This is a genomic window from Pseudomonas sp. SDO52101_S400, from assembly GCF_054071635.1.
Genome location: NZ_JBSVWF010000027.1, coordinates 1 through 24,720 on the forward strand (window position 1 = coordinate 1; position 24,720 = coordinate 24,720).

The following is a 24,720-nucleotide window of genomic DNA, read 5'->3' on the forward strand; positions in this document are numbered from 1 at the left end:
AACTCATTATCGACTGATCCGACGCCTTCGCGAGCAAGCCCGCTCCCACATGGGGTTTTGCGTTTATCCAGCGAATTAGCGGTTAAGCAGCTCCAGACGCTCGCGCACCGCCGCTTCGATCCCGGCCTCGTCCAGCCCGCACTCGGCCAGCATCTGCGCCGGTTTGGCGTGCTCGACGTAGACGTCCGGCAAGCCCAGGTGCAGCACCGACTTGAGGATGTTCTCGCGGGCGAGGAATTCGCTGACCGCGCCACCGGCGCCGCCCATGACCGCGTTCTCTTCGATGGTCACCAGCAGGTCGTGGCTGTTGGCAATCTCGCGAACCAGCGCTTCGTCCATCGGTTTGACGAAACGCATGTCGACCACGGTGGCGTCCAGGGTTTCGGCAACTTTCAGGGCTTCGGCCATTTGCACGCCGAACACCAGAAGGGCGACCTTGCTGCCCTGACGACGCACCACACCCTTGCCGATCTCGATCGGCTCGAGGTCTTTCTCGATGGTTGCGTTCGGACCGGTGCCGCGCGGGTAACGCACCGCCGCCGGGCCGTTGTACAGGTGGCCGGTGGTGAGCATCTTGCGCAGTTCGTTTTCGTCGCTCGGGGTCATGATGACCATGCCCGGGATGCAGCGCAGGAACGACAGATCGAAACTGCCGGCGTGTGTCGGGCCGTCTTCGCCCACCAGACCGGCGCGGTCGATGGCGAACAGCACGTCGAGGTTCTGCACCGCAACGTCATGCACCAACTGGTCGTAACCGCGTTGCAGGAACGTCGAATAGATCGCTACCACCGGTTTCGCGCCTTCGCAGGCCATGCCGGCGGCGAGGGTCACGGCATGTTGCTCGGCAATTGCCACGTCGAAGTAGCGCAGCGGGAAGCGCTCGCTGAACGCCACCAGGTCCGAACCTTCCTTCATCGCCGGGGTAATGCCCACCAGGCGCGGGTCGGCAGCGGCCATGTCGCACAGCCACTCACCGAACACGCCGGAATACTTCGGCCCGCCGGCCTTCTTCGGCGCAGCGGCCGGGGCGTCCAGTGGTTCGAGTTTGGTGATGGCGTGGTAACCGATCGGGTCGACTTCCGCCGGGGCGAAGCCTTTGCCTTTCTTGGTGACGATGTGCAGGAACTGCGGGCCTTTCAGATCGCGCATGTTGCGCAGGGTGGCGATCAGGGTCGGCAGGTCGTGGCCGTCGATCGGGCCGATGTAGTTCCAGCCCAGTTCTTCGAACAGGGTGCCGGGAACCAGCATGCCTTTGGCGTATTCTTCGGTGCGACGGGCGATTTCCCAGGCGCCGGGCAGGCGCGACAGGACTTTCTTGCTGCCTTCACGCATGCTCGCGTAAGTGCGGCTGGAAAGGATCTTCGCCAGATAGTTCGACAGACCGCCGACGTTGCGCGAGATCGACATGTCGTTGTCGTTGAGGATCACCAGCATGTTGGCGTTCACTTCCGGCGCGTGGTTCAGCGCCTCGAAGGCCATGCCGGCGGTCAGCGCGCCGTCACCGATCACGGCGATCGCCTTGCGATCACTGTTCTGCAGGCGGGCGGCGATGGCCATGCCCAGCGCTGCGCTGATCGAGGTGCTGGAGTGGCCGACGCCAAAGGTGTCGTACTCGCTCTCGGAGCGGCGCGGGAAGGCAGCGATGCCGTCCTTCTGGCGCAGGGTTTCCATGCGCTCGCGGCGACCGGTGAGGATCTTGTGCGGATAGGCCTGATGACCGACGTCCCACACCAGCCGGTCGTCCGGGGTGTCGAAGACGTAGTGCAACGCGATGGTCAGCTCGATGACGCCCAGGCCGGCACCGAAATGCCCACCGGTCTGGCCGACCGTGTAGAGCAATTCCAGGCGCAACTCATCAGCCAGGGTTTCCAGCTCGGCTTCGCCTAACCGGCGCAGGCCGTCCGGCGTGTTCGCGCGGTCGAGCAGGGGCGTGGTCGGGCGCTTGCGGGGAATCTCATGGAACGTCGTGGGCATCAGGCGAATCGTTATAGGTATAAAAGATGCGGCAGTTTACCTGATGCATCGTCCCCTGCCCACGCGTTGGTCTTTTTTGGCTGATTAGCCTTCAGTTGCGCCGGTCGACGATATACCGGGCCAGATCACGCAATGGCTCGGCGGCCGCGTCAAACGGTCGCAGGGCGTGCAGGGCCTGATCGCGCAGTTCCAGGGCATAGGCCTTGGCGGCGTCGAGGCCGAGCAGGGCCGGGTAAGTCGGCTTGTCGCGGGCAATGTCCGCGCCCTGGCGTTTGCCGAGGGTTTCGGTATCGCTTTCGACGTCGAGGATGTCGTCCTGCACCTGGAACGCCAGGCCGATGGCCTGTGCATAACTTTGCAGGGCCTTGAGCTCATCCTTCTCGGCGCGGCCGCTGGCCAGGGCGCCGAGCTTGACGCTGACTTCGATCAGCGCGCCGGTCTTGTGCCGGTGCATCTGTTCGAGGGCTTTTTGATCGAGCTTCAGGCCGACCGAACCAAGGTCTATGGCCTGACCGCCGACCATACCCGCCGGGCCGGCCGCGTGCGCCAGCGCCGTGACCTGTTGCAGGCGGATATCCGCGCTCAGGTCGCTCAGGCGCGGGTCGAGCAGGGCGCTGAACGCCAGGCTCTGTAGGCCGTCACCGGCGAGAATCGCGCAGGCTTCATCGAATTTCTTGTGGGTGGTCGGCTGGCCGCGACGCAGATCGTCATCGTCCATCGCCGGCAAATCGTCGTGCACCAGCGAATACGCGTGGATCAACTCCACCGCGCAAGCCGCGCCGTTGGCCTGCTCGGCCTTGCCGCCGAGGGCTTCGCACGCGGCGTAGGCCAGCAGCGGGCGCACGCGTTTGCCGCCATTCATCACGCTGTAGCGCATCGCTTCGTAAAGCCGCGCCAGCTCTGGCAGTGGTGCGTTGAACAAGGTTTCCAGTGCCGCATTGACCCGCGCCTGGCTGGTCGCCGAATACGCCGCGATCATTCTGGCTGATCCGCGTCGAAGGGTTCCTCGGCCAGCTCGCCATCGCGCTCCAGCAACACCTGGACCTTCTGCTCGGCCTGGGCCAGCGCTGCCTGGCAGTCACGGGTCAAGCCGATGCCCTGTTCGAAAGCGGTCAGCGAGTCTTCCAGCGACAATTCACCGTTCTCCAGACGCTCGACCAGCGTTTGCAGGTCGGCGAGGGACTGTTCGAAATCCAGTGCAGCTTTTTTGCGGGCCATGGCGGCTAATTCCGGTTGACGTTAAACCGGCGCGACACTAGCAGATAGGGGGTTTATGGGCAAATGAGCGGGCCGACGGAGAATGGTGTCAGTCAGTCGATTCGACCGGATAACGGATCTGATAACGAGTGCTCCGCCCGCCGCCCGGAAGACGTTGCAGGCAGTCTTTTTCCAGCAGCTCCGCCAGATGTCGGGTCGCCGTGGCTTTGGAGACCTTGGCCACACTCTGGTATTGCGCCGCACTGATACCGTGTTCGAAACCGCGTTCACCACCGTCGAGCAAGCGGTTGAGCACTTTAATCTGCTCCACCGACAGCCCGGACTCGCGGTGTGCCTGCCAGAAGCGCGACTTGCCCAACACACTTTCAATCCGTGCGATGGCCTGCTGCAGGCTGCGCAGCAGGGTTTGCAGGAACCATGTGAGCCAGTCAGTGATGTCCAACGTGGCTTTCTGGCTCGATTCCAGAATTCGGTAGTAGCCCGCGCGGTCATCGAGAATGCAGGCGGACATCGCGTAAAAACGAATCGCCTGCGCTTCGCCCTGAGCCAGTGCCAGATCGGTGAGGGTGCGAGTCAGGCGTCCGTTGCCGTCATCGAACGGGTGCAAGGTGACGAACCAGAAATGTGCGATACCGGCTCGCAGTAAAGGATCGAGGCCTGCCTGATGCTGACTGGCGTCGAACCACTTGAGAAAGCTGTCGAGTTGTCGCTCAAGGCCTTGTCGCGGTGGCGCCTCGAAGTGCACGATCGGACGGTCGATTCGTCCGGAAACCACCTGCATCGGCTCATCGCCGCGTAATGCGCCGACATTGATTGCTCGCGAAAGGAAACCACTCTCCTGTTCTGGAAACAGCCATGAATGCCATTCCAGCAATCGTTCCAGCGTCAGCGGTTCGGCAAAACGTTGAGTGGCATCGAGCATCAGTTGCGCCAGCCCCTCGCTGCGCTTGCTGACGTTGTCGCCATCCGGTGATTCCAGCCCCAGACGTCGTGCCAATGAAGAACGCACGGATTCAACATTCAACTGCTCCCCCTCGATGGCCGAGGAGGTCACGATGTTCTGCAGCAACGCGTCCAGCTCAGTCTGAGCGCTCAGTGAATTGCCCACTGATCCCGCCATGCCCATCAATTGTCCCTGCGCCTGAACGCATTCGCGCAACAGCGCAGTGAGACGCTCTGCCTGCCAATTGAAGTCGGGCCAATCGGGTTGCTGCCAGATCCAGTGAGTTGCCATGAAATGCTGTTCCTGAGTGCGTGAGCCGAATAGAAATGCTATTCGGCTCATTTTGTGAGCCGAATATGACGCCTATTCGGCTCATCGTCCACCCGGGTGCGTGATTCCCACCGCATTTCAAGATGTATCCGATTGTTAAAAAACTGCCGAATCGCTAACCTTCGCGCCTTCTACGACCCGACAGTCACGGGTCTTTCAGACGAAACGCAGTTTTCACCGCTGTGAAGTACCGAGGATCGGGTGCAAGGTTTCGTTCAGGCATGGCAGGAGGCATCACATGCGTTCATTTCTTTTGCTGCTGGTCGGGTTGGCCTGCGCCCCCGCTCTATGGGCGGCGCCGAGCGCTGATCTGTCAGAACCGGTGGGTGGCTGGCGCTATAACGGTTTGCTCGACCGCAGTGAAAACCCGCAAGTCGCCTATCCCACGCCGCCGATCGATCGTGGCATCCAGCGCAATCGCACGATGATCCAGGGCCAGCTCAAGGCCATCGGCAACCAGCGCGGGCCGCACACTCTGGCGGTCAACGGTAATCCGCTGAATCTGTACACCGACGACGATGGGCGTTTTGCTCGGCCTTATGCGTTCGGCGCTGGCTCCAACAGCGTCGAAGTGCGCAGTGCCGAAGGGCAGTCGCTCAAGCGCGTGCAGTTCTACGAAGCCAACAACCTGCGCACCCCGGCGCGGATTCGTGTGGTGCTCGGCTGGGACGATCCCAAGGCCGAGCTCGACCTGCACATCATTACGCCTGACGGCCAGCATGCGTTTTTCGCCCGCACCGCGTTGACCAATGGCGGCGGTCTGGACCCGGACGGCGTCGATGGCCCCGGCCCGGAAATGTTCACCATGACCGCGCCGCTGCATGGCACCTATCTGGTTTACGTCAACTATTGGGGCAACTTCGGTGACGGCGGCTATAACTTCGAGGAGGCCAGCAACCAGAACGAGGTCATCACCTCGCAGATCACGCTGGTGCTCAACGAAAACACCGTCGACGAAAAACGCGAAACGTTCATCGTGCCCCTGCGGGCCATCGGTGATCTGCTGCTGGTCAAGACTTTCAACTATTAAGCATCCCGCACCACGGATGAACTGCCGAGCTTTGGGAACATGAGCGAGAAGATGAGCGAAAACACTGAGACCCCGGTTACCGACGCGCCAGCCGCCAAACCTTCCCGGCGCTGGCCGTTGCTGGTGGCCGGGCTGTGCCTGGTGGCCGGCGTGGCGGGCGGGCTCGGCTGGCTGATGCACAAGCCCAAGTTGCCGGCGGCGGCACTGGCCAGCGACAAACTCGGCCTGAGTCGCCCGGATGCGCTGCTGGAAACCCGCTCTCTGAGCCAGTTGCCCAAGGATCTGCTGACGGTGCCGTTCCTCAAGGCCACGCTCACCGAGGATTTCGTCTTCTATTATGAAACCCACGCCGACCGCCTCGGGCTGATCGGCAGCCTGCGACGGATCATCTACGAGCATGACCTGAAGCTGCAGGACAGCCTGATCGAGCAACTCTTCGACCAACCGGCAGACGTAGCGCTGTGGCGTGGTGCCGATGGTCGCTTGAAGGATTTCCTGCTGGTGATGGATCGCGGCGGTTTGGCCAAACTGCTGGAGCCCCTGGCGAAAGTCGCGCTGGATGATTCGCAACTGAGCGTCTTCAGCACCCTGAAAGTCGGCGGCGACGAAGTGCCGCTGTATCAGTTGACCTACAACGCCAGCAAATCCCTGTTGTTCGCCTCCCGTGGCGACAAACTGGTGGTGCTGTCCAACCCGACCAAATTCTACGATCCGGAAAGCGGCGCTTCCGAAGAGTCCGGCCATGTTTCGCCGCAGGCTTTGGCGGCGCTGCTCAATGGCGAAAAACTGTTCCCCGAGGCGTTCGGGCTACCAGCCAAGACGCCTGAAACCAAGCAGCGTCTGTCGGTCAATTCCAGCGTCCTGGCCATGGGTTACCAGCGCTTCATCCCGAACTTCGCCGGGCTGCGTTTCGACATGGACGACAAGGGCTGGCACAGCTTTCTCGCCATGGATGAGCTGGACAACCAGCCGGACTTCGATTTCAAACCGGTCTGGCAAGCCATGCCGCTGGGTGCCAGTGCCTGCGTGACCTTGCCAGTGGCTGCCGAACCGCAGAAACCGTTGCTGGTTAAACTCGGCGCCGAAGAAGCAGTAGCGCAGACACTTACCGAACACGTGGCCGGCGCGGCGGGTCTGTGCTGGTACGCCGATTCGCGGCTGTACACGCCGTTGCTGGTGGCCAGTCTGAAGGATGAGGACAGCGGCAAACTCGACGGTGATATCGGCACGTTGTTCGATTCGATGGTTGGCGCCTACGAAAGCAAGGTCGATGAACACGCCTTTCCGGTGGTCGAGAAGCAGGAAGGCCAGAGCCATCTCTGGCAGCGTCAGGTCAGTTCCAACTTCGGCCCGTACGCGGCCAAGGATGCCGAGAACCCGGACGCGATCACCGGCCGTGCCTTCATGAAAGTCAGCCTGGCGCGCCACGGTTCGACGCTGCTGTTTTCCCTCGACGACAAATTGGTCGACAAGGCCCTCGGCACCCTCGACAAGCGCTTCCCGCCGATGGCCGATGTGCTGCCGAAAGACGTGCTGATGCCGATCTACTTCGGCCCGGACTCGATGGCGCAACTGATGCAACAGGAAACACTCGACAGCCTGCCCCAGGACATGGAGCCGGTGTTCTACAACGCCGCGCAAACCTACCTGATCCCGAAACTGCGCACCCTCGGCGGTTACGGCAAATATGCCCTGACCTTGCCGGCAGGCAGCGAACCCGACGGTCATTGGCAATGGCTGCCGCTGGAGTGGAAAGCGCTGTGACGGCACTGATCCGCAGCCTCGGCCTGCTGGCGCTGCTACTCAGCGCCGGCGCCCGAGCCGTCGAGGCTCCCGCCCTCGATCCGCAGCAATCCCAGATCTTTCGTGCCTGGTTCGTGCGCATCGCTCAGGAACAGTTGAGCAAAGGCCCGAGCCCGCGCTGGTATCAGCAGGACTGCGCCGGGCTGGTGCGGTTTGCCGCCAATGAAGCGCTGAAAGTCCATGACGACAAATGGCTGCGCAGCAACGGCGTGTCCAATCGCTATCTGCCGCCGGAGTTGTCGTTGAGTGACGACCAGCGCAAGTTCGCCCAGCAATGGCAACAGGGCGGCGGCAAGGTCGGGCCCTACGTCAACGCGATCAAACTGATTCAGTTCAACAGCCATCTGATCGGCCGCGACGTGTCTCAGGCTCGGCCCGGCGATCTGATGTTTTTCGATCAGGGCGACGACCAGCACCTGATGATCTGGATGGGCCGCTACATCGCCTATCACACCGGCACGACCACCCCTACTGACAACGGCATGCGTTCGGCAAGCCTGCAGCAACTCATGACATGGAAGGACACCCGATGGATACCCGACGCAGCCAACCCCAACTTCATCGGCGTCTATCGACTGAACTTTCTCTCCCAATGACCGGTGCCCGCATGCTGCGTTTACTGCCTTTTCTGTTGCTGTTAGCCCTGCCGTTTTCGGCAGTGAATGCCGAAGACACCGTGGAGCCGAGCGGTTACACGCCGGTCTCCGGTGAAAGCTTCTTCCTGCTGGCCGACAGCAGTTTCGCCAGCGACGAGCAGGCGGTTGTGCGCCTCGAAGCGCCGGGTCGTGACTACCGCCGTTTCCGCATGGAACCGTACGGCGGCGCCGACATCCGTGTGTACAAGATCGACAAGCCGCTGGACTTCCTCAAGCGCCAGAAGAACCTGCACCGCGTGGTCAGCGACGGCCAGTTCAAGGGCGAAGGCCTGTCGAACACCCTCGCGTACCTGTGGGACAACTGGTACCGCAAATCCCGTCGGGTGATGCAGCGTGCGTTCTCCTACGAGTCGCGTCAGCAAGTCACCGAAGAGGTGCCGGAGCTGAAGATGGGCAACGCCATCGCTGCGCCGACGCCTTACGACGCGCAACCGCAGTTCGCCTTGATTCCGGGTCTGCCGGTGGTCAGCCAGTTCCGTTATCCGCTGTGGCAGGCCAAGCCGATCCAGCCGCCGGAAGGCGTGAATCTGGCCGGTTCTTCCAGCGAGTTCGTCAGCGTCGCGCCGGGCAACGTCTACATCCCGCTGGGCAACCTGAAACCGGGCCTGTACCTGGTCGAAGCGCTGATCGGCAAGTACCGCGCGACCACCATGGTGTTCGTTTCCAACACCGTCGCGGTGAGCAAGATTGCCGGTGATGAATTGCTGGTGTGGGCCGCGCGCAAACACGAAGGCAGCTCGGTACCGAAGGTCAATGTGCTGTGGACCGACGGCCTCGGCGTGATGAGCAGCGGCGCCACCGACACCGATGGTTTGCTGCGCCTGAAACACGTCAGCCCGGAGCGTTCATTCGTGATTGGCGAGGACGAAGAGGGCGGTGTATTCGTCTCGGAAAACTTCTATTACGACAGCGAAATCTACGACACCAAACTCTACGCTTTCACCGACCGGCCGCTGTATCGCCCGGGTGATTGGGTGTCGCTGAAGATCGTCGGCCGCGAGTTCAAGAACGCGCGGGATTCGGTGTTGCCGGGCGCGGCGGACGTCAATGTCAGCGTGCTCGATGCCACCGGCACCGAGTTGCAGCGCCTTGATCTGAAACTCGATTCGAAGGCCGGCACCCAGGGCCGTTTCCAGTTGCCGGACAACGCGGTGGCCGGTGGTTATGAGCTGCGTTTCAACTACAAGGATCAGGCCTACAGCAGCGCGTTCCGTGTGGCGGAGTACATCAAGCCGCACTTCGAAATCTCGCTGAACCTGGCCAAGCAGGATTACCGCACGGGCGAGCCGGTGAAGGGCAGCCTGGTGCTGCTGTACCCGGACGGCAAACCGGTGGCCAACGCCAAACTGACCCTGAGTCTGCGCGCCCAGCAACTGTCGATGGTCGACAACGAGCTGCAATACCTCGGGCAATTCCCGGTGGAGCTGACCAGCACCGAACTGACCACCGACAGCAAGGGCAACGCGACCCTCGACCTGCCAGCCGCTGACAAACCGAGCCGCTACATGCTCACCGTGTTTGCCAGCGACGGCGCGGCGTATCGGGTCAAAACCACCAAGGAAATCCTCATCGACCGGGGCGCCGCCAGTTTCCGTCTGACTGCGCCGCAGCGTTTCAGCGCGGTCGGTGACAAGGTCGCGTTCAGCTACGCCAACGAGGGTGGCAGCGTGCAGGCTCAGGCCGTTGTGCCGAGCAGCTACAGCTGGGTGCGTCTGGAAGACCAGACCACCGGCGAAGGCAAACTGGCGGCGAAAGACAAAGGCTTCAGCGTGACGTTTGATCGTCCGGGGACCTACAACCTGTCGCTGAAAGATCAGTTCGGCCGGGTGCTCGGTGGCACCGGTCATTCGGTTACCGGCGACGGCGTAAAGGCAGTGCCGGGCACCGTGGAAATCGTCCTCGACAAACCCGAGTACAAGGCCGGCGACGAAGCGCTGGCGCTGATCACGTTTCCGGAGCCGGTCAGCGATGCCCTGCTGTCGCTGGAACGTGACAAGGTCGAAGCCACCGCGCTGCTGGCCAAGGGCGGCGACTGGCTGAAACTGGAAAAACTCAGCGAAACCCAATACCGCGCACGCATCCCGGTGAAGGACAACTTCGCGCCGAACCTGACGTTCTCCGTGCTCTACACCAAGGGCGGTCAGTACAGCTTCCAGAACGCCGGGATCAAGGTTGTGGCGCCGCAGATCGACGTGGCGATCAAGACTGACAAAGAGACTTATCAACCGGGTGATACCGTGACGGTCGACCTGACCACGCAGTTCGCCGGCAAGGCAGTGCCGGCGCACCTGACGGTCAGCGTCGTGGATGAAATGGTCTACGCGCTGCAACCGGAAGTCGCGCCGACCATCGACCAGTTCTTCTATCACCCGCGCCGCAACAACGTGCGTACCAGCGCCAGCCTGTCGTTCATCAGCTACGACGTGGCGTTGCCGGGCAGCCCCGGCGCGCCGGGCAAGGCCAACCGCAGCGAACGTGGTGTGAAAGTGCTGGAGCGGCCGCGCCGCGAAGACGTCGACACCGCTGCGTGGCAACCCGAATTGCTGACCGACGCCGACGGCAAAACCCGTTTCACCTTCAAGATGCCGGACTCGCTGACCCGCTGGCGCATCACTGCGCGGGCGATTGCCGATGACGGTCAGGTCGGGCAGAAGAAGCAGTTCGTCCGCTCGGAAAAACCGCTGTACCTGAAGTGGAGCGGGCCGAGCAAATTCCGCAAGGGCGATCAGCCGCAACTCGGCGTGTTCGCCTTCAGCCAGGCCGAGAAACCGGTCAAGGCTGAACTGGTGACGCACTACGCCGGCGCCGAACAGCGCCTGCCGGTGACGCTCAACAACGGCATCAACTACCTGCCGCTGCCGGCCTTCGCATTGGCAACCGGCGAATGGACAGCGGAACTGGTGCAGGACGGCAAAACCGCCGACGCCCTCGCTGTGCGCCTGACCGCAACCGGTGAAGGCTGGCAAGTGACGCAGACTCAGAGCCTCGACGTGGCCAGCGGCGACACGCCGTTGACTCTGCCGGCGGATGCCACCGACATTCGCCTGCGTCTGGATGACAGCCCGCAAGCGCTGTTCCGTTCGGCTCTCGACGATCTGTTGAGCTATCCGTATGGCGGCGTCGAGCAGACCGCCAGCCGCTTGCTGCCGCTGAGCATCGCTTATCCGTCGCTGGCGTCGAGCCCGCAGATCCGCGACCGCTTGCGCCTGATCATGCAGAACAGCCGTCTGCGTCTGGTGCAAATGGCCGGGCCGTCGGCGAGCTTCACCTGGTGGGGCTTCGATGGCGAGCCGGATGCGTTCCTCACCGCTTACGCTTACTACGCTGACTGGAACGCCAGCCAGGTGCTGGAGCTGACCCTGCCGCCGGAACACTGGCAGCGGGTTCTGGAGGTCTACGCCAAGCAGGCGCCGAACACGCCATTGCTGCAACGGGCGCTGATCCTGTCGTTCGCCAAACAGATGCATCTGCCGGTCAACACGCTGCTCAGCGGTTTGATGGACGATCTGGCCAAGGCCGGGGAAGGCAATGCAGCGAACCTGATGGACGACGGAGAAGACAGCCTGGTGATGAGCGATCCGGATTCGGCGCTCGGTCTGGCGGCGGCGCGGGTCCTGACCGCATCGCTGGCCACGCAATCGAAAGTCGCTTTGCCGGATGCTTTCAATCGTCAGCTGAGTGCTGCGCAACAACGCTTGTCCGTCAGCTCGCAGCCGTTTGCGGAAGCGCTGAACCTGTCGCTGCAACCGTTCGAGCAGGCCCGTGCGACAGCGCTGCTGCAACGCCTGTTGCCGCAGCAATCGACCCTTGAACGTGCGCTGGCGCTGACCTGGCTGCAACGCAGCATCGCTCAGGCGTCGCCGACCATTGCGCTGGCACCGGGCGAAGGCTGGAAGAAAAACTACGGCGCGACCGGCGAGATGTACTGGACGTGGCAAGGTTCTGCGCCGGTGCCGAGCGTGCTGTCGGTGTCGGGCGCTCAGGAACGTCCGTTGCGTGCGGCGCTGAGCTTCCAGACTCAACAACCGGCGGTCGATCCGATGGCCGTGACTATCACTCGTCGTCTGTCGCGTCTGGTGCCGGGTGATGAAGCGTTCACCTTCAAACTGGAGCCGGTCGGCACTAAACCACTGTCCAGCGACAGCCTGTACCTGGACGAAGTGATCCTCACCAGCAAGGCACCGAAACCGCTGCGCTACGGCATGCTCGAAGTGCCGCTGCCGCCGGGCGCCGATGTCGAGCGCACCACGTGGGGCATCAAGTTGCAGGGCAAGGACGGCACCGAGCCGACCGCGCTGGAGAAGGCACGTTTCGAACCGGGCCAACTGGCCTATGCGGTGCCAGTGGATGCGCTGAGCGGCGAATTGCGTCTGCGCCATTTGGTGCGCTTCTCGCAGAAGGGCCAGTTCAACCTGCCACCGGTGCGCTTCACTCAGGTCTATGCGCCGCAGCATCAAGCCCAGGAGGCGAAAGCCGCCCTCGGTCAGGTCACGGTCAACTGACATGATCCGGCCGCTGGTGTGGCTGTTGATATGTGTGATTCCTGCGCTGGCGACAGCGCAGGATGAACCTTTGCGCGTGGCGTACAGGGGCGAGTTGTTGTCGTTGAACACCACGCAACTGACCGCTCGCGAACCGCTGCCTTCGTCTCTGGATACGCCGCTGGGCAGTCTGTGGAAGGTGTTCGTTTACGCGTGGCTGGTGGATACCGGCGCGCAAGAGCCGGCGTATGAATGTCGTGGGCAGTCGAAGGACGAAGTCTATTGCTGCACGGCGGGTGGGAAGGTCGAGCGTGATCAGGCGCTGGTGAAATCCTGCGGGCTGTATTTCGAGCCGGCGCGGTTGGGGATTCCTTCTGCCGATTGGCGGGCGTATTGGCAGGCACGGAAGGCCCCTTCATGGTTGCTGGAGCTGTCTTCGGTACAGCCGGCTACTCGGGTTTCTGTCACGGAACTGTTGGGCGTCCTGGCATTGCTGCCGGCTCAGGATCAGATGCGCCGCGTCTTGCTCGACGTGGTGCTGAGCGCCGCGGACGGCAATGTCGTCGGTGAACTCGGTGGGCGCTTGCGGGTAAAAACCTGGAGCTGGCTCGGCGATCAGGACCCTCAGTCACGCCAGGGCGGATTCGCCGGCTGGACGGCGGATGGCTCGCCGATCTGGGCCGGTGGCCGGGGTACCAGTCAGATGGTTCTGCGGCATTACGGTTCGGCGCTGGCGACGGTGCTGCCGGCTTCCTGGCCGGCGGACGCGGGGCGATGTGTCGAGGTTGGTCTGTTCTCGCGTTATCCACTCACCCGGGTTTTGGCCGGTGATCGGGTGGTGAGTTCCGGCCCATTGCAGGGCGATTACCGCGTCGAATTCGCCAACGGCAATGGGCTGGATATCCACAGCGATGGCGAACTGTTTCTGCTCAACGACAAACTGGTGGCGCGGCTGGATCGTGAAGAGTACGTCGCTCGTGTCCTCGAACGTGAAGCCAAACCCGAACCGGCCGAAGCGGCCAAAGCCTTGGCCGTGGCAATCCGCACATATCTGCTGCAAAACGCCACGCGCAACGGCGATTGCCTGAGCATCGACGACAGCAGCAACCGCCAGCGTGTCGCCCCGCGTCCGGCTTCCGCCGAATCGCGCAACATCGCAGCGTGGACGGCGGACCTGGTGTTGGCCGGCAGCACTGTCACCTATCACTCCGACCAGCCCGGCCCCGACAAACTCGCCTGGCAACAAGCCGTCGAGCAAGCCAATGCCGGCCAGCGCTACGACGCGATTCTGCTGCACGCCTATCCCCGGGCCAGCCTTAGCCGTTGGGACAACCCGGTGGCGTCCTGCGAAGCGCTGCCCGCTGCGCAAGACTGGCTGCAAAAACAACGGCGCGGCTGGCGTCCGAGGCTGGAAAGCGAAACCGGCTACAACGAAGTCAGCACTTTCGCCGTCTGCAAACTCGCCTTCGGACGACCCTTCGTCGACCGCGAACGTCAGCGCATCTACGTGCGCGGCGTGCTGTCGTTGCAGGATCGCCTCGACCTGACTCACGAATACCTGCACCTGGCCTTTGAAGCACACCCCAACGGCCAGGATGAAACCTATATCGAAGGGCTCGCCCGTCACCTTTTGCTGGAATAGACCATGACACTCCGTTATCCACAGGTCTTGCTGTTGCTCTGCGCGCTCAATGCATTGCCGATGGCGATGGCCGCCGACAGCGTCAAACTCGACACCCCGATCGGCGGCTGGCGCAGCGGCGCGCCCGAGGGCGAAGGCGAAAATTTCCGCCAGACCGTCAATTACCCGGCCTCCTCGGTGAACACCCCGATCGGCCAGGCCAACACCGCGCGCATCAGTGGTGAAATCAAAGCCACACCGAAAAGCAAAGAGCCCGGCCGACTGATCGTCAACGGCGTCAGCATGCCGCTGAAAATCGACGACAGCGGCCGTTTCGATCGACCGTTCTCGTTCCCCAACGGCAGCAACAGCGTCGAAGTCCGCAGCCCAGACGGCCAGCAACGCCACCGCACGCAATTCCTCAACGTCAGCGGCGGCGCCACCCCGGCCAAGCTGCGCGTGCTGCTGTCCTGGGACAGCGACGGTACCGACCTTGACCTGCACCTGGTCACACCGGACGGCGCCCACATCTGGTATGGCAACCGCGTCGCCCCCAATGGCGCGGCTTTGGATGTTGACGTGACCACCGGTTACGGCCCGGAAATCTTCGCCATGCCGGCGCCGATCAAGGGGCAGTATCTGGTGTACGTGAATTACTTCGGCGGTGGGTATCGCGGGGATGACGAAGGTGGGGAAGAGGCGGTGCAGCCGTTGACCACCGCGCAGGTGACCGTGATTACCGAGGAAGGGACGCCTAGCGAGAAGATGGAGACGTTCCTGGTGCCGATGCGGGCGGTGGGGGAGTTGACGTTGGTGAAGTCGTTCAGCTATCCCTGAACTACCGAATCATTCAGGAAAAAAACCGCACAGTGCATTGCCTTCATATCCGTGAACGATTGGTCCCAGCACCATGAATGGGCCACAAGCGTATAGCGGAGATGGCACTTTTTGCTGGGTGTTGAGCAGAACGGCTTCATTTCCGAATTCGTCTTTGCCGAAGGATTGCTCGGAGTACGACGTGCACACCGGCAACTTCAATGGCACCGGAACTACCAGCGCCCAGACAGTAATTCCGCACCATTCTCGGACGGGTGTCGATTTTGCTGTTCTGGTGATCTGTGGGGGAGTCGAACGGTAGCTTTGTGCTCTGTAGGCGTCGGTTTTGAGTGTGGTTTTTTCAGGGAGGGAAACGCCTACTCCCACGCATGCTGTCAGGCTGAGGCATGCGGTCGTTGCCAGGGCAGCAGATGTCAGGCGTGAATTCATGAGGTGGGTTATCAATTTTGAAACGTCCTTGTGCAATATATTGTTCTTTGCTTTTCCGTGCCGGGTAACGGTGAAACTCTCCGCGTGGTCGATGTTTCTCGGGACTAAATAATGACCTCTGTCTTAACCCCAAAGGTTAGTGCGATCAGTGCTCGTCACCGTTCCTCGATATGTCATCACTCGCCAACTCACGCTCGATTTGTTCGATGCTGGGCAGGCTGGTTTGAAGTTCTACCGGCAGAGACTCTACCAATTGGTATTCCGCCACTCCGATAGGGCGGGCGTTGTCACGTAGGGCATATTCAGCCACCACCTTATTCTTGCTTTTGCACAGCAGTAGACCAATGGTCGGGCTGTCCTGGGGGTGTTTGAGCTGTGCATCGACTGCGGTCAGATAAAAACTCAGTTGCCCCAAATGCTCGGGCTTGAATTTGCCAGCCTTGAGTTCTATCACCACGTAACAACGGAGCTTGAGGTGATAAAACAGCAGATCGATAAAGAACTCGTCACCACCCACATCTAGCAGTACTTGCTGACCGACGAATGCAAAGCCTGCACCCAGTTCTAAGAGGAAATCAGTGACATGTTTGATTAGAGCGTTTTCAATTTCTCTTTCTTGGGCATCTACGGTCAGACCGAGGAAGTCGAAACGGTACGGGTCTTTCAGCGACTCGCGTGCCAAGTCGGAATGAGGTTTTGGCAGGTTGCTGTCGAAGTTACTGATTGCCTTGCCGCTGCGCTCCAGCAAGCGGGTCTCGATTTGCATTACCAGAATACTGCGTGACCAGTTGTGCTCGATGGCCTGAGAGGCGTACCAGCAACGAGGTTCACGGGAGGACAGCTTGTCCAACAGCACCAGATTGTGGCCCCAAGGTAATTGTGCAGCAGCTTGTTGCACAAATTCTCTATCCGGCCACGCTTCAGCAAAAGCGCGCATATATTTCAGATTGCGGGGGGAAAACCCTTTCATATCTGGAAAGGTTGCGAGCAAATCCTGAGCCAAGCGGTCGATTACCTTTGTACCCCAGCCTTGTTGTGCTTGCCGCGACAAAATATCGTGGCCAATCTCCCAGTAAAGAAGCACAAGCTCCCGATTGACCGCCAACGTTGCGCGTTGTTGAGCATCATGGATACGGCTCTTCAACTCGGTCAGCCAGACGCTGTAACCCTCGGGTTGTGCACTTAGACTAACAGGGGTGTGGCGCATGCTTTTTCCGCTTGGTTTCATCGGTGCGGCCTTGCAGATTTGCAGGCAGGGCCGAAGGTTAGCCAGCGTATTCCCCAGGCGCAAGCGGGACGGACTGCTCTAGGACATTTCCTTCGGCAGAAAGGGAGGCGGCTTACTTTTTCAGGAGTCGATGCGTTGCAGGAGAGCAGTCGCGGCACTGTCCATGCGAGATCAGCAACTTTTCTGCAGACATTAAAAAGCCGGCTTGTGGCCGGCTTCTCGGGGACTGGCTTGGTTTATTTTTGGTAAACCGCGCCAGCCTTCAAAACGTACACCCGGATCTTGCGTCCGGCTGTGGGACTTGGTCAGACAGTGGTCTGCCGCGTCAGGCGTCATCTGTGCCGCAGGGCGGTCGATGCGCGAATGTGGGGCGCAGGATACTGAGTTTTGCCGGGGATTCCCAGCCTGAAGTGCGGTTTAGAGCGACCGCAGCAGAACAAATTCGGGATTTGTACTGATTTTCCGGGCCTCATCGCCAGCAGGCGGGCTCCCACAACCACGGGCACATCAGAGAAACGGCACCACCGGCCGCCGCTTGCCCAGCGTCGACCACCAGAACACCCACCCCAACACATGAATCCTCTGCTCTTCGATCTGTGATGCCCGGAAGATCTCGTCCGGGTATTCGGCGCTGTTGTGGCTGCGCAGGCGCAGGGCATTGCCGGGCATGCGGTGCAGGTATTTGATGCGCAGCATGCCGTCGTGTTCGATGGCGTAGATTTCGCCGTCCACCACTTGAGTGAGGCCACGGTCGATGGCGAGGGTGGAGCCGTCTTCGATTTTCTCGGCCATGCTGTTGCCGATCATGTGGGTGCAGATGGCGTCGGTGTGGCGGATTTCCAGTGCTTCGAGGTGGCTGCGGGGCAGGCGGATGGTTTGTTCCGGGTCCTTGATGACGTGGGTCTTGTCGGAGCCGGGAGCGGTCGGGGTTTCCTTGTAGAGCGGCAGTTCGATGTCGGTGGATTCGAGCACCGTGTAGACGCCACGAATGGCATGGGCATCAAGCAGCTCACCCTGGGCTGTGTGCAGGTGCGGGGCCTCTTTCGGGCCTTCGCCGGTCTTCAGCCATTGGCTGTTGACGGACAGCAGGCGCGCGACTTCTTCCATGCGGTACGCGGGTACGCCCCGGGTGTACCAGTTATGAACGTTTTGGGCTTCCGTGCCCCAGAACTTTGCGAATCCCGTGGTGGTGATGTTCGCAGCTTCCAGGAGTGCCTTGAATCTTGGACCGCTAGTGTTCTTTCTCATAAACACGAGTCTACGGCCGGCCTAGAGCGGTTTGAATAAACCTTGCGTTCAAAATCGAGGCAAATTTTGCGACGGGATGTAAGACGTACTTGTGGGAAATTACACACACTAAAACTTTTCTGTAGTCCGCCATAAACAAGCTGTTTAAGCCCCTGCCGAGCAGGCACAAAAAACCCCGGATCAACCGGGGTCTTTTTCAAGCGTGTCGCAGGTCGCGAGGCTTAGCCTTTGTAGGCAGCAACCGACTTGGTGATCGCTTCGCGGGCGGCGTCTGCACCGGCCCAGCCTTCGATTTTCACCCATTTGCCTTTTTCGAGATCTTTGTAGTTCGCGAAGAAGTGCTCGATCTGCTGGATCAGCAGGGCTGGCAGGTCGGTGTATTCCTTCACGTCCACGTACAGCTGGGACAGCTTGTCGTGTGGGACTGCGATGACTTTGGCATCGCCGCCGCCGTCGTCGGTCATGTTCAGGATGCCGACTGGACGAGCGCGGATCACCGAACCTGGAGCAACCGGGTAAGGGGTTACGACCAGCACGTCCAGGGGATCACCGTCGTCAGCCAGGGTGTTCGGGATGTAACCGTAGTTGGCCGGGTAGAACATCGGGGTGGCCATGAAACGGTCAACGAACAGGCAATCGCTGTCTTTGTCGATTTCGTATTTGATCGGCGCGTGGTTGGCCGGGATCTCGATCGCGACGTAGATGTCGTTCGGCAGGTCTTTGCCAGCCGGAATCTTGCTGTAGCTCATTGGGCGTTGCCCCCGTTAGTAGACCAAAACACTTGGCCGGATTGACCAAAAAGTGGCGGCGATTATAGGCATATTCCACCCGCGATGCCATGCACCGAAGGTCGTCCAGGCCTTACTCGTGTGCCTGATAGACCGGGTCCGTGGCCTGAAGTTGCTTCAGTCGTGCGAGTGGATCCTGTCGGTAGAAAAGCTGCAGCTGCGCATACACCTGTGGATAAGCCTCGTGCAGCAGATCCGGGGCGCTGAAAAAGTACTCGCTGGTGACGGCGAAGAACTCGGCCGGGTTCTCGGCGGCATACGGGTCGATGGCGGTTTCGGCGTCCGGGTTGCGGTCGAGCTGGCGATTGAGGTCGTCATAGGCCGACTGCATCACCTCCGCCCAGTCGCTGACCCGCATGTCGGCATGCAGCGGCGGCAGGCCATTGGCGTCGCCATTGAGCATGTCGAGTTTGTGCGCCAGTTCGTGGATCACCAGGTTGTAGCCTTCCCAGCCACCACTGGCCATGACCCCCGGCCAGGCGAGGATGATCGGCCCTTGCTGCCAGGCTTCACCGCTGTGTTCGCCGTCCCATTCGTGCTCCACACCACTGGCATCGCGATGGCGCTGGGGGCTGAGGAAGTCGTCGGGATAGAGGACGATTTCGTGGAAACCCTGATACCAGTTCAGATCGCCCAGATATAAAAGCGGTAATTGTGCCTGGGCGGCGAGCAGCAGGCGTTGTTCCTGATGCAGTTCGACGCCGGGCAGGGTGGTCAGGTGTTTGTCTTCAAGGAACAGGACGCTGGCTTCGCGCAGCCACTGGTCTTCTGCGGCACTGATGCCGTCAAGGAAGCTCAAGTGGTGGCGCACCCGCTGCCACATATCATCGGCAATCGGGTGTTTTGCCAGAATGCGCCGGCGTCGCCAGGCGCTCAACGACCACATCGAGTTAGTGCGATTGCGCTTTGGCGCCGCCGAGGCGGCTGCGCAGCATGCCAATGATCATCGGCACCAGCGACAGCAGGATGATCCCCACCACCAGCAGCGACAGGTTCTTCTTGATGAATGGTACGTTGCCGAAAAAGTACCCCAGCGTCACCAGACCGCCGACCCAGAGGATCGTGCCGAATACGCTGAAGCCGAAGAAACGCGGGTAAGGCATTTTGGCGACGCCGGCGACGAACGGCGCAAACGTACGGATGATCGGCAGGAAGCGCGCCAGGGTCACGGTCTTGCCACCGTGCTTGTCGTAGAAGTCGTGGGTCTGTTGCAGATAGTCGCGGCGGAAGATCTTCGAGTTCGGATTGCTGAAGAGTTTTTCACCAGCCGTTCGTCCGATGACGTAGTTGGTGCTGTCTCCGAGGATCGCAGCCAGCATCAGCAGACCGGCCAACAGCACCGGGTCCATACCGCCGCCCGCAGCGACTGCGCCGGCGATGAACAACAGCGAATCACCCGGCAGGAACGGTGTGACCACCAGGCCGGTTTCACAAAAGATAACCAGAAACAGGATGGCGTAGATCCAGGTCCCATAGTTGTTCACCAGCATGTCGAGGTAGACGTCGAGATGCAGGATGATGTCGATCGGGTTGAAATCCATATGGGCACCTGTGGTGACGGCCCGACTCGGCAGGCCTGTGCGGATGATTCGGTGTAAGCCTACAAGCAGGTGTAGTTTTTCTTACAAGCCGGAAAGCTCCGGATTATACGGTTTGAAAGGTGAAAAGCGCGTTGGTTTTGTAGCGGGGAGTTTCGAGGGGAAATGAGGCGCTGGCCTTGGTGGCGAGGAGGTTTGCTCCTTCGCCACGATGGCCAGCTTGCGCAGTGTTAGAAAAAATCAGAGTTCGTCGCTGATCGGCAGCACGTAGTTCTTGAACTCGGTGTCTTCCTTGAACCCGATGGATTCGTAGGTTTTCTGCGCCACTTCGTTGTCGCTGCTGGTGGAGACGCGCATGCGCACGGCCTGGGTTTCCTTGGCCATTCTCTTCGCGGTGCGGATCAGGTTGTCGGCGACCAGTTGGCGGCGGGCATCTTCGGCGACGTAGATGTCGTTGAGGATCCATACACGCTTGAGCGATAGCGAGGAAAAACTCGGGTAGAGCTGGCAGAACCCCAACAACTTCTTGTCGTCTTCATCGGCCAGGGCCAGGTAAATGACCGATTCCTTGCGCCGCAGGCGTTTTTCGAGGAATGCCCGGGACGAGTCCGGATAGGGCAGGGAGCCGTAGAACTCGCGATATTTGACGAACAGCGGGGCCAGCAGGTCCAGGTGTTCGAGGGTCGCTTGAATAATCCGCATGATAGGTCTCGTCTTCAAGTGGCTGTCTTCAACTGCTCTGACGGCGATGGGAAACCCGTGCGGCCGTGCATCGATCCTGCCTGAAACCGGCGCAGAAACGCAATGCGGAAACGGTTCAGGCTGGGGGCGGATCGAGTAGGAAATTACTCTTCATATCTGCACCGGCTTCCGATTCCAGCGTCTGAACCTGCGCTTCGTCCTTCAGATTGACGCCCGACAGCTGACGCCGACAGGCTTCACGCATCAGATACAGCAAGCGATGCGCCGCCATACCGTAGCTGAGGCCTTCCAGCCGCACATTGGAGATGCAATTGCGGTAGGCATCCGTGAGGCCGACCTTTGGATTGTAGGTGAAATATAAACCCAGGCTGTCCGGCGAACTGAGGCCGGGGCGCTCTCCGATGAGCATCACGACCATTTTTGCGCCCAGCAACTGGCCGATTTCATCGCCAACCGCCACTCGGCCCTGTTCCACCAGCACCACGGGAGCGGTCGACCATTCGTCGGCGGCCATTTGTTCTTCCAGGCGGGTTAGAAAGGGCAGGGTATGTCGATGTACCGCCAGCGCCGAGAGGCCGTCCGCCACGACGATCACCAGATCCACACCGCCCGGATGTGCCAGGGCGTATTCACGCAGAGCCTGCGCCGATTGATCGCTCAACTTGCGCCCCAGATCCGGGCGTTGCAGGTAGCTGTTGCGATCCGCAGCCGCGCTGTGCAGCAGCAGGCTGTCGCGCTGGCGCTCGGTCAGCTGGGCGCTGAGCCCGGCGTGATCGAACGGCAAATGCACCGCGTCCCGAGCCTGGGCGTGGGCGAACTGGAAATCCAGCTGTGCGCTGGTCGGCAGGCTGGTGCCGGTGCGCCCGAGGGCAATCCGCGCCGGGGTCAGACGACGCAGCTCCAGCCATGGGTTTTGTGGATCGACGGGCGGTTTTTCCATCTGACTCATCCCAGTTGCGCCAAGGCCTGGCGGAAGGCCGGCGGCAGGTTGTTGCCGAAGCGGACCTTGCCGTCCGCCTGGGTGAATATGCCCATGTTCGCCAGCCACTGCTCGAATTCCGGCGCCGGTTTCAGGCCCAGGGTCTGGCGCGCATAGAGCGCGTCGTGGAACGAGGTGGTCTGGTAATTGAGCATGATGTCGTCGGAGCCGGGGATGCCCATGATGAAGTTGATCCCGGCCACGCCCAGCAAGGTCAGCAGGGTGTCCATGTCGTCCTGGTCGGCCTCGGCGTGGTTGGTGTAGCAGATGTCGCAGCCCATCGGCACGCCAAGCAGCTTGCCGCAGAAGTGGTCTTCGAGGCCGGCGCGGATGATCTGTTTGCCGTTGTAGAGGTATTCCGGGCCGATGAATCCTACGACGGTGTTCACCAGAAACGGCTTGAAATGGCGCGCCACGGCGTAGGCCCGGGTCTCGCAGGTCTGTTGATCGACGCCGTGGTGGGCGTTGGCCGACAGCGCGCTGCCCTGGCCGGTCTCGAAATACATCAGGTTCTGCCCAAGCGTGCCGCGATTGAGGCTCAGGCCCGCTTCATAACCTTCCTGCAACACGTTCAGATTGATACCGAAACTGGCATTGGCCGCTTCGGTGCCGGCAATCGACTGGAACACCAGATCCAGCGGCACTCCACGGTTGATCGCCTCTATGGACGTGGTGACGTGGGTCAGCACACAGGCCTGGGTCGGAATATCGTAGCGCTGGATGATCGCGTCGAGCATTTCCAGCATCGCGCAGATCGAGGCAATGCTGTCGGTGGCCGGGTTGATGCCGATCATGGCGTCGCCGTTGCCATACAGCAGACCGTCGAGAATGCTCGCGGCGATGCCGGACGGTTCGTCGGTCGGGTGATTGGGTTGCAGCCTTGTGGATAAGCGCCCGCGCAGGCCGAGGGTGCCGCGAAATTTCGTCACGACGCGGATTTTCTGCGCCACCAGCACCAGATCCTGCACGCGCATGATTTTCGACACGGCGGCGACCATTTCCGGCGTGAGGCCAGGGGCCAGGGCACGCAGGCTGGACTCGTCGGCCGCTTCGCTGAGCAGCCAGTCGCGAAAACCACCGACGGTAAGGTGGCTGACCACGGCGAAAGCCTGTTTGTCGTGGCTGTCGATGATCAGCCGGGTGACTTCATCGGACTCGTAAGGAATCAGCGCTTCCTGCAGGAAATGCGTAAGCGGGATGTCGGCCAGCGCCATTTGCGCGGCAACCCGCTCGCCATCGTTGAGCGCAGCGACGCCGGCCAGAAAATCCCCGGAGCGCGCCGGGCTGGCCTTGGCCATCACATCCTTGAGGCTGTCGAAGCGGTAGGTCTGGGCGCCGACGGTATGGGCAAATGCGGCCATGGGGCGCGGTCCTCCTGAATGAATGCTTTTAGTGCAGGCACCGAGCTTGAGGCCCGGTGCCGGTGCAACTTCTAGATACCTTCGAGCATAGCGTCTGCCGGTGCTTCGGAGCGTTGCTTGGCGGTCAGCTGGAAGTACAGGTAACCGGCAGCCATGAAACCGAGGAACACACAGCCGATCAGCGTGTTGAACCAGGCCATCGCCACCAGGCACACCACGGCCAGGAACAGCGCGATGGCCGGCACCACCGGATAGCCCGGCGCGCGGAAGGTGCGTTCCAGGTTCGGCTCGGTTTTACGCAGTTTGAACAGGCTGAGCATGCTGATGATGTACATCACGATGGCGCCGAACACCGACATGGTGATCATCGCCGCTGTCAGGGTCATGCCTTGCAGGTTGACCAGACCGTCGCTGTAGATGGCGGCGATGCCGATCACGCCGCCGGCCAGAATCGCCCGGTGCGGGGTCTGGAAACGCGAGAGTTTGGCCAGACCTTTCGGCAGATAACCGGCCCGGGCCAGGGCGAAGAACTGTCGCGAATAGCCGAGGATGATCCCGTGGAAACTCGCCACCAGCCCGAACAGGCCGATCCACACCAGCATGTGCATCCAGCTCGAGTTGTTGCCGACCACCGCTTTCATCGCCTGTGGCAGCGGGTCGTTGATGTTCGACAGTTGACGCCAGTCGCCGACACCGCCGGCCATCACCATCACGCCGATGGCCAGGAACACCAGGGTCAGGATGCCGCTGACATAGGCTTTGGGAATCGTGCGTTTCGGGTCCTTGGCTTCCTCGGCCGCCATGGCTGCGCCTTCAATGGCGAGGAAGAACCAGATCGCGAAGGGAATGGCGGCGAAAATGCCGGGAATCGAGCCCATCGTGAATTCATTGGCACCCGACCAGCCGTTCAGCACGAAGTTGCTGAAGCTGAAGCCAGGTGCAACCACACCCATGAACACCAGCAGTTCGGCTACGGCGAGTACGGTGACCACCAGTTCGAAGGTCGCTGCGATGCTGACGCCGAGTATGTTCAGGGTCATGAACACGAAATACGCGCCGACCGCCGCGACTTTGGGATCAAGCTCCGGATATTGCACATTGAGATAGGCGCCGATGGCCATGGCGATGGCCGGTGGTGCAAAGACGAATTCGATCAGGGTGGCGATGCCGGCGATCAATCCGCCTTTCTCGCCGAACGCCCGACGGCTGTAGGCAAACGGCCCGCCCGCATGGGGAATCGCGGTGGTCAGTTCGGTGAAGCTGAAGATGAAGCAGGTGTACATGGTCGCGACCATCAGGGCCGTGACCAGGAAACCCAGGGTTCCCGCCGTGCCCCAGCCGTAACTCCAGCCGAAGTATTCGCCGGAAATCACCAGGCCGACGGCAATGCCCCAGAGATGCAGGGTGCCGAGTGTGGGTTTGAGCTGTGTGGTGGAAGTCATAAGTCCTCTCTGTCTTTTTTATTGTTTGATCTGTTGGACTTTCGGGTGCAGCGGTTGAGTGGGTGAATGCTGTTCACGCAGCGGCAGTGTTCATACAAATCCTGGATGACAG

Annotated in this window: 20 protein-coding genes; 6 read left to right on the forward strand and 14 right to left on the reverse strand. The window is 61.1% G+C overall.

Annotated elements, in window-relative coordinates:
* Positions 1 to 75: 75 nt before the first annotated feature.
* From dxs to ACW9HX_RS15160, 4 genes are all read right to left on the reverse strand, one after another.
* Positions 76 to 1,974 carry a 1-deoxy-D-xylulose-5-phosphate synthase gene (gene dxs / locus ACW9HX_RS15145; protein ID WP_457381252.1) on the reverse strand — a complete coding sequence of 633 codons (1,899 nt, stop codon included), beginning with the start codon at positions 1,972 to 1,974 and terminating at the stop codon, positions 76 to 78.
* A gap of 91 nt (positions 1,975 to 2,065) precedes the next feature.
* Positions 2,066 to 2,953 carry a (2E,6E)-farnesyl diphosphate synthase gene (gene ispA / locus ACW9HX_RS15150; protein ID WP_085712314.1) on the reverse strand — a complete coding sequence of 296 codons (888 nt, stop codon included), beginning with the start codon at positions 2,951 to 2,953 and terminating at the stop codon, positions 2,066 to 2,068.
* Positions 2,950 to 3,192 (reverse strand): exodeoxyribonuclease VII small subunit, encoded by a 243-nt coding sequence (locus ACW9HX_RS15155; RefSeq protein ID WP_007894317.1) that lies wholly within the window; start codon positions 3,190 to 3,192, stop codon positions 2,950 to 2,952. The genes ispA and ACW9HX_RS15155 overlap by 4 nt, the downstream gene beginning before the upstream one ends.
* Before the next feature lie 88 nt (positions 3,193 to 3,280).
* Positions 3,281 to 4,426 carry a Fic family protein gene (locus ACW9HX_RS15160; protein WP_457381253.1) on the reverse strand — a complete coding sequence of 382 codons (1,146 nt, stop codon included), beginning with the start codon at positions 4,424 to 4,426 and terminating at the stop codon, positions 3,281 to 3,283.
* A 277-nt stretch (positions 4,427 to 4,703) separates the two neighbouring features.
* Between ACW9HX_RS15160 and ACW9HX_RS15165 the strand changes: the two genes are divergently transcribed.
* Genes ACW9HX_RS15165 through ACW9HX_RS15190 form a run of 6 tightly spaced genes read left to right on the forward strand, consistent with a single transcriptional unit; the run spans position 4,704 to position 14,893 of the window.
* Positions 4,704 to 5,495, forward strand: coding sequence for a YfaP family protein (locus tag ACW9HX_RS15165; RefSeq protein ID WP_457381254.1), 792 nt, complete (start codon positions 4,704 to 4,706; stop codon positions 5,493 to 5,495).
* Positions 5,496 to 5,546: 51 nt separating this feature from the next.
* Positions 5,547 to 7,259, forward strand: coding sequence for a DUF2138 domain-containing protein (locus tag ACW9HX_RS15170; protein ID WP_457381255.1), 1,713 nt, complete (start codon positions 5,547 to 5,549; stop codon positions 7,257 to 7,259).
* Positions 7,229 to 7,894: a DUF1175 domain-containing protein gene (locus ACW9HX_RS15175; protein WP_457381256.1), complete on the forward strand. Its 666-nt coding sequence runs from the start codon at positions 7,229 to 7,231 to the stop codon at positions 7,892 to 7,894. Before ACW9HX_RS15170 ends, ACW9HX_RS15175 begins: the two co-directional genes overlap by 31 nt.
* A complete protein-coding gene (locus ACW9HX_RS15180) occupies positions 7,891 to 12,456 on the forward strand; it encodes an alpha-2-macroglobulin family protein (RefSeq protein ID WP_457381257.1) in 4,566 nt (1,521 codons plus the stop codon). The genes ACW9HX_RS15175 and ACW9HX_RS15180 overlap by 4 nt, the downstream gene beginning before the upstream one ends.
* Position 12,457: 1 nt before the next feature.
* Complete coding sequence (locus ACW9HX_RS15185; RefSeq protein ID WP_457381258.1) at positions 12,458 to 14,077, forward strand: DUF2300 domain-containing protein; 1,620 nt, start codon at positions 12,458 to 12,460, stop codon at positions 14,075 to 14,077.
* Positions 14,078 to 14,080: 3 nt separating this feature from the next.
* Positions 14,081 to 14,893 (forward strand): YfaP family protein, encoded by an 813-nt coding sequence (locus ACW9HX_RS15190; protein ID WP_457381259.1) that lies wholly within the window; start codon positions 14,081 to 14,083, stop codon positions 14,891 to 14,893.
* Positions 14,894 to 14,902: 9 nt separating this feature from the next.
* Here ACW9HX_RS15190 and ACW9HX_RS15195 read toward each other — a convergent pair whose 3' ends face one another.
* From ACW9HX_RS15195 to eat, 10 genes are all read right to left on the reverse strand, one after another.
* A complete protein-coding gene (locus ACW9HX_RS15195; RefSeq protein WP_457381260.1) occupies positions 14,903 to 15,358 on the reverse strand; it encodes a hypothetical protein in 456 nt (151 codons plus the stop codon).
* Positions 15,359 to 15,467: 109 nt separating this feature from the next.
* Entirely contained in the window at positions 15,468 to 16,529 is a 1,062-nt protein-coding gene (locus tag ACW9HX_RS15200) for a PDDEXK nuclease domain-containing protein (protein WP_457381261.1), read from the reverse strand.
* Positions 16,530 to 17,057: 528 nt separating this feature from the next.
* Complete coding sequence (locus ACW9HX_RS15205; RefSeq protein WP_457381262.1) at positions 17,058 to 17,798, reverse strand: S24 family peptidase; 741 nt, start codon at positions 17,796 to 17,798, stop codon at positions 17,058 to 17,060.
* A gap of 221 nt (positions 17,799 to 18,019) precedes the next feature.
* Complete coding sequence (gene ppa, locus ACW9HX_RS15210) at positions 18,020 to 18,547, reverse strand: inorganic diphosphatase (RefSeq protein WP_007990564.1); 528 nt, start codon at positions 18,545 to 18,547, stop codon at positions 18,020 to 18,022.
* 112 nt (positions 18,548 to 18,659) lie between these two features.
* Positions 18,660 to 19,472 (reverse strand): M90 family metallopeptidase, encoded by an 813-nt coding sequence (locus ACW9HX_RS15215; RefSeq protein WP_457381263.1) that lies wholly within the window; start codon positions 19,470 to 19,472, stop codon positions 18,660 to 18,662.
* 4 nt (positions 19,473 to 19,476) lie between these two features.
* Complete coding sequence (locus ACW9HX_RS15220; protein ID WP_134828231.1) at positions 19,477 to 20,127, reverse strand: DedA family protein; 651 nt, start codon at positions 20,125 to 20,127, stop codon at positions 19,477 to 19,479.
* A gap of 237 nt (positions 20,128 to 20,364) precedes the next feature.
* Positions 20,365 to 20,826 (reverse strand): GNAT family N-acetyltransferase, encoded by a 462-nt coding sequence (locus tag ACW9HX_RS15225; RefSeq protein ID WP_457381264.1) that lies wholly within the window; start codon positions 20,824 to 20,826, stop codon positions 20,365 to 20,367.
* Between the two features lie 115 nt (positions 20,827 to 20,941).
* On the reverse strand, positions 20,942 to 21,775 hold the full coding sequence (gene eutC, locus ACW9HX_RS15230) for an ethanolamine ammonia-lyase subunit EutC (RefSeq protein ID WP_457381265.1): 834 nt from the start codon (positions 21,773 to 21,775) through the stop codon (positions 20,942 to 20,944).
* Positions 21,772 to 23,166 (reverse strand): ethanolamine ammonia-lyase subunit EutB, encoded by a 1,395-nt coding sequence (locus tag ACW9HX_RS15235; protein WP_457381266.1) that lies wholly within the window; start codon positions 23,164 to 23,166, stop codon positions 21,772 to 21,774. Before ACW9HX_RS15235 ends, eutC begins: the two co-directional genes overlap by 4 nt.
* 71 nt (positions 23,167 to 23,237) lie before the next feature.
* Positions 23,238 to 24,608 (reverse strand): ethanolamine permease, encoded by a 1,371-nt coding sequence (gene eat, locus ACW9HX_RS15240; RefSeq protein WP_457381267.1) that lies wholly within the window; start codon positions 24,606 to 24,608, stop codon positions 23,238 to 23,240.
* Between the last annotated feature and the right edge of the window lie 112 nt (positions 24,609 to 24,720).

Bases quoted from the DNA above. Each gene is read 5' to 3' on its own strand.
- ACW9HX_RS15205 (WP_457381262.1), bottom strand. From the start codon at position 17,798: ATGAGAAAGAACACTAGCGGTCCAAGATTCAAGGCACTCCTGGAAGCT.
- ACW9HX_RS15235 (WP_457381266.1), bottom strand. From the start codon at position 23,166: ATGGCCGCATTTGCCCATACCGTCGGCGCCCAGACCTACCGCTTCGAC.
- ppa (WP_007990564.1), bottom strand. From the start codon at position 18,547: ATGAGCTACAGCAAGATTCCGGCTGGCAAAGACCTGCCGAACGACATC.
- ACW9HX_RS15175 (WP_457381256.1), top strand. From the start codon at position 7,229: ATGGCTGCCGCTGGAGTGGAAAGCGCTGTGACGGCACTGATCCGCAGC.
- ACW9HX_RS15220 (WP_134828231.1), bottom strand. From the start codon at position 20,127: ATGGATTTCAACCCGATCGACATCATCCTGCATCTCGACGTCTACCTC.
- eutC (WP_457381265.1), bottom strand. From the start codon at position 21,775: ATGAGTCAGATGGAAAAACCGCCCGTCGATCCACAAAACCCATGGCTG.
- ispA (WP_085712314.1), bottom strand. From the start codon at position 2,953: ATGATCGCGGCGTATTCGGCGACCAGCCAGGCGCGGGTCAATGCGGCA.
- ACW9HX_RS15190 (WP_457381259.1), top strand. From the start codon at position 14,081: ATGACACTCCGTTATCCACAGGTCTTGCTGTTGCTCTGCGCGCTCAAT.
- eat (WP_457381267.1), bottom strand. From the start codon at position 24,608: ATGACTTCCACCACACAGCTCAAACCCACACTCGGCACCCTGCATCTC.
- ACW9HX_RS15165 (WP_457381254.1), top strand. From the start codon at position 4,704: ATGCGTTCATTTCTTTTGCTGCTGGTCGGGTTGGCCTGCGCCCCCGCT.
- ACW9HX_RS15155 (WP_007894317.1), bottom strand. From the start codon at position 3,192: ATGGCCCGCAAAAAAGCTGCACTGGATTTCGAACAGTCCCTCGCCGAC.
- ACW9HX_RS15170 (WP_457381255.1), top strand. From the start codon at position 5,547: ATGAGCGAAAACACTGAGACCCCGGTTACCGACGCGCCAGCCGCCAAA.
- ACW9HX_RS15160 (WP_457381253.1), bottom strand. From the start codon at position 4,426: ATGGCAACTCACTGGATCTGGCAGCAACCCGATTGGCCCGACTTCAAT.
- ACW9HX_RS15180 (WP_457381257.1), top strand. From the start codon at position 7,891: ATGACCGGTGCCCGCATGCTGCGTTTACTGCCTTTTCTGTTGCTGTTA.
- ACW9HX_RS15225 (WP_457381264.1), bottom strand. From the start codon at position 20,826: ATGCGGATTATTCAAGCGACCCTCGAACACCTGGACCTGCTGGCCCCG.
- ACW9HX_RS15200 (WP_457381261.1), bottom strand. From the start codon at position 16,529: ATGCGCCACACCCCTGTTAGTCTAAGTGCACAACCCGAGGGTTACAGC.
- ACW9HX_RS15215 (WP_457381263.1), bottom strand. From the start codon at position 19,472: ATGTGGTCGTTGAGCGCCTGGCGACGCCGGCGCATTCTGGCAAAACAC.
- ACW9HX_RS15185 (WP_457381258.1), top strand. From the start codon at position 12,458: ATGATCCGGCCGCTGGTGTGGCTGTTGATATGTGTGATTCCTGCGCTG.
- dxs (WP_457381252.1), bottom strand. From the start codon at position 1,974: ATGCCCACGACGTTCCATGAGATTCCCCGCAAGCGCCCGACCACGCCC.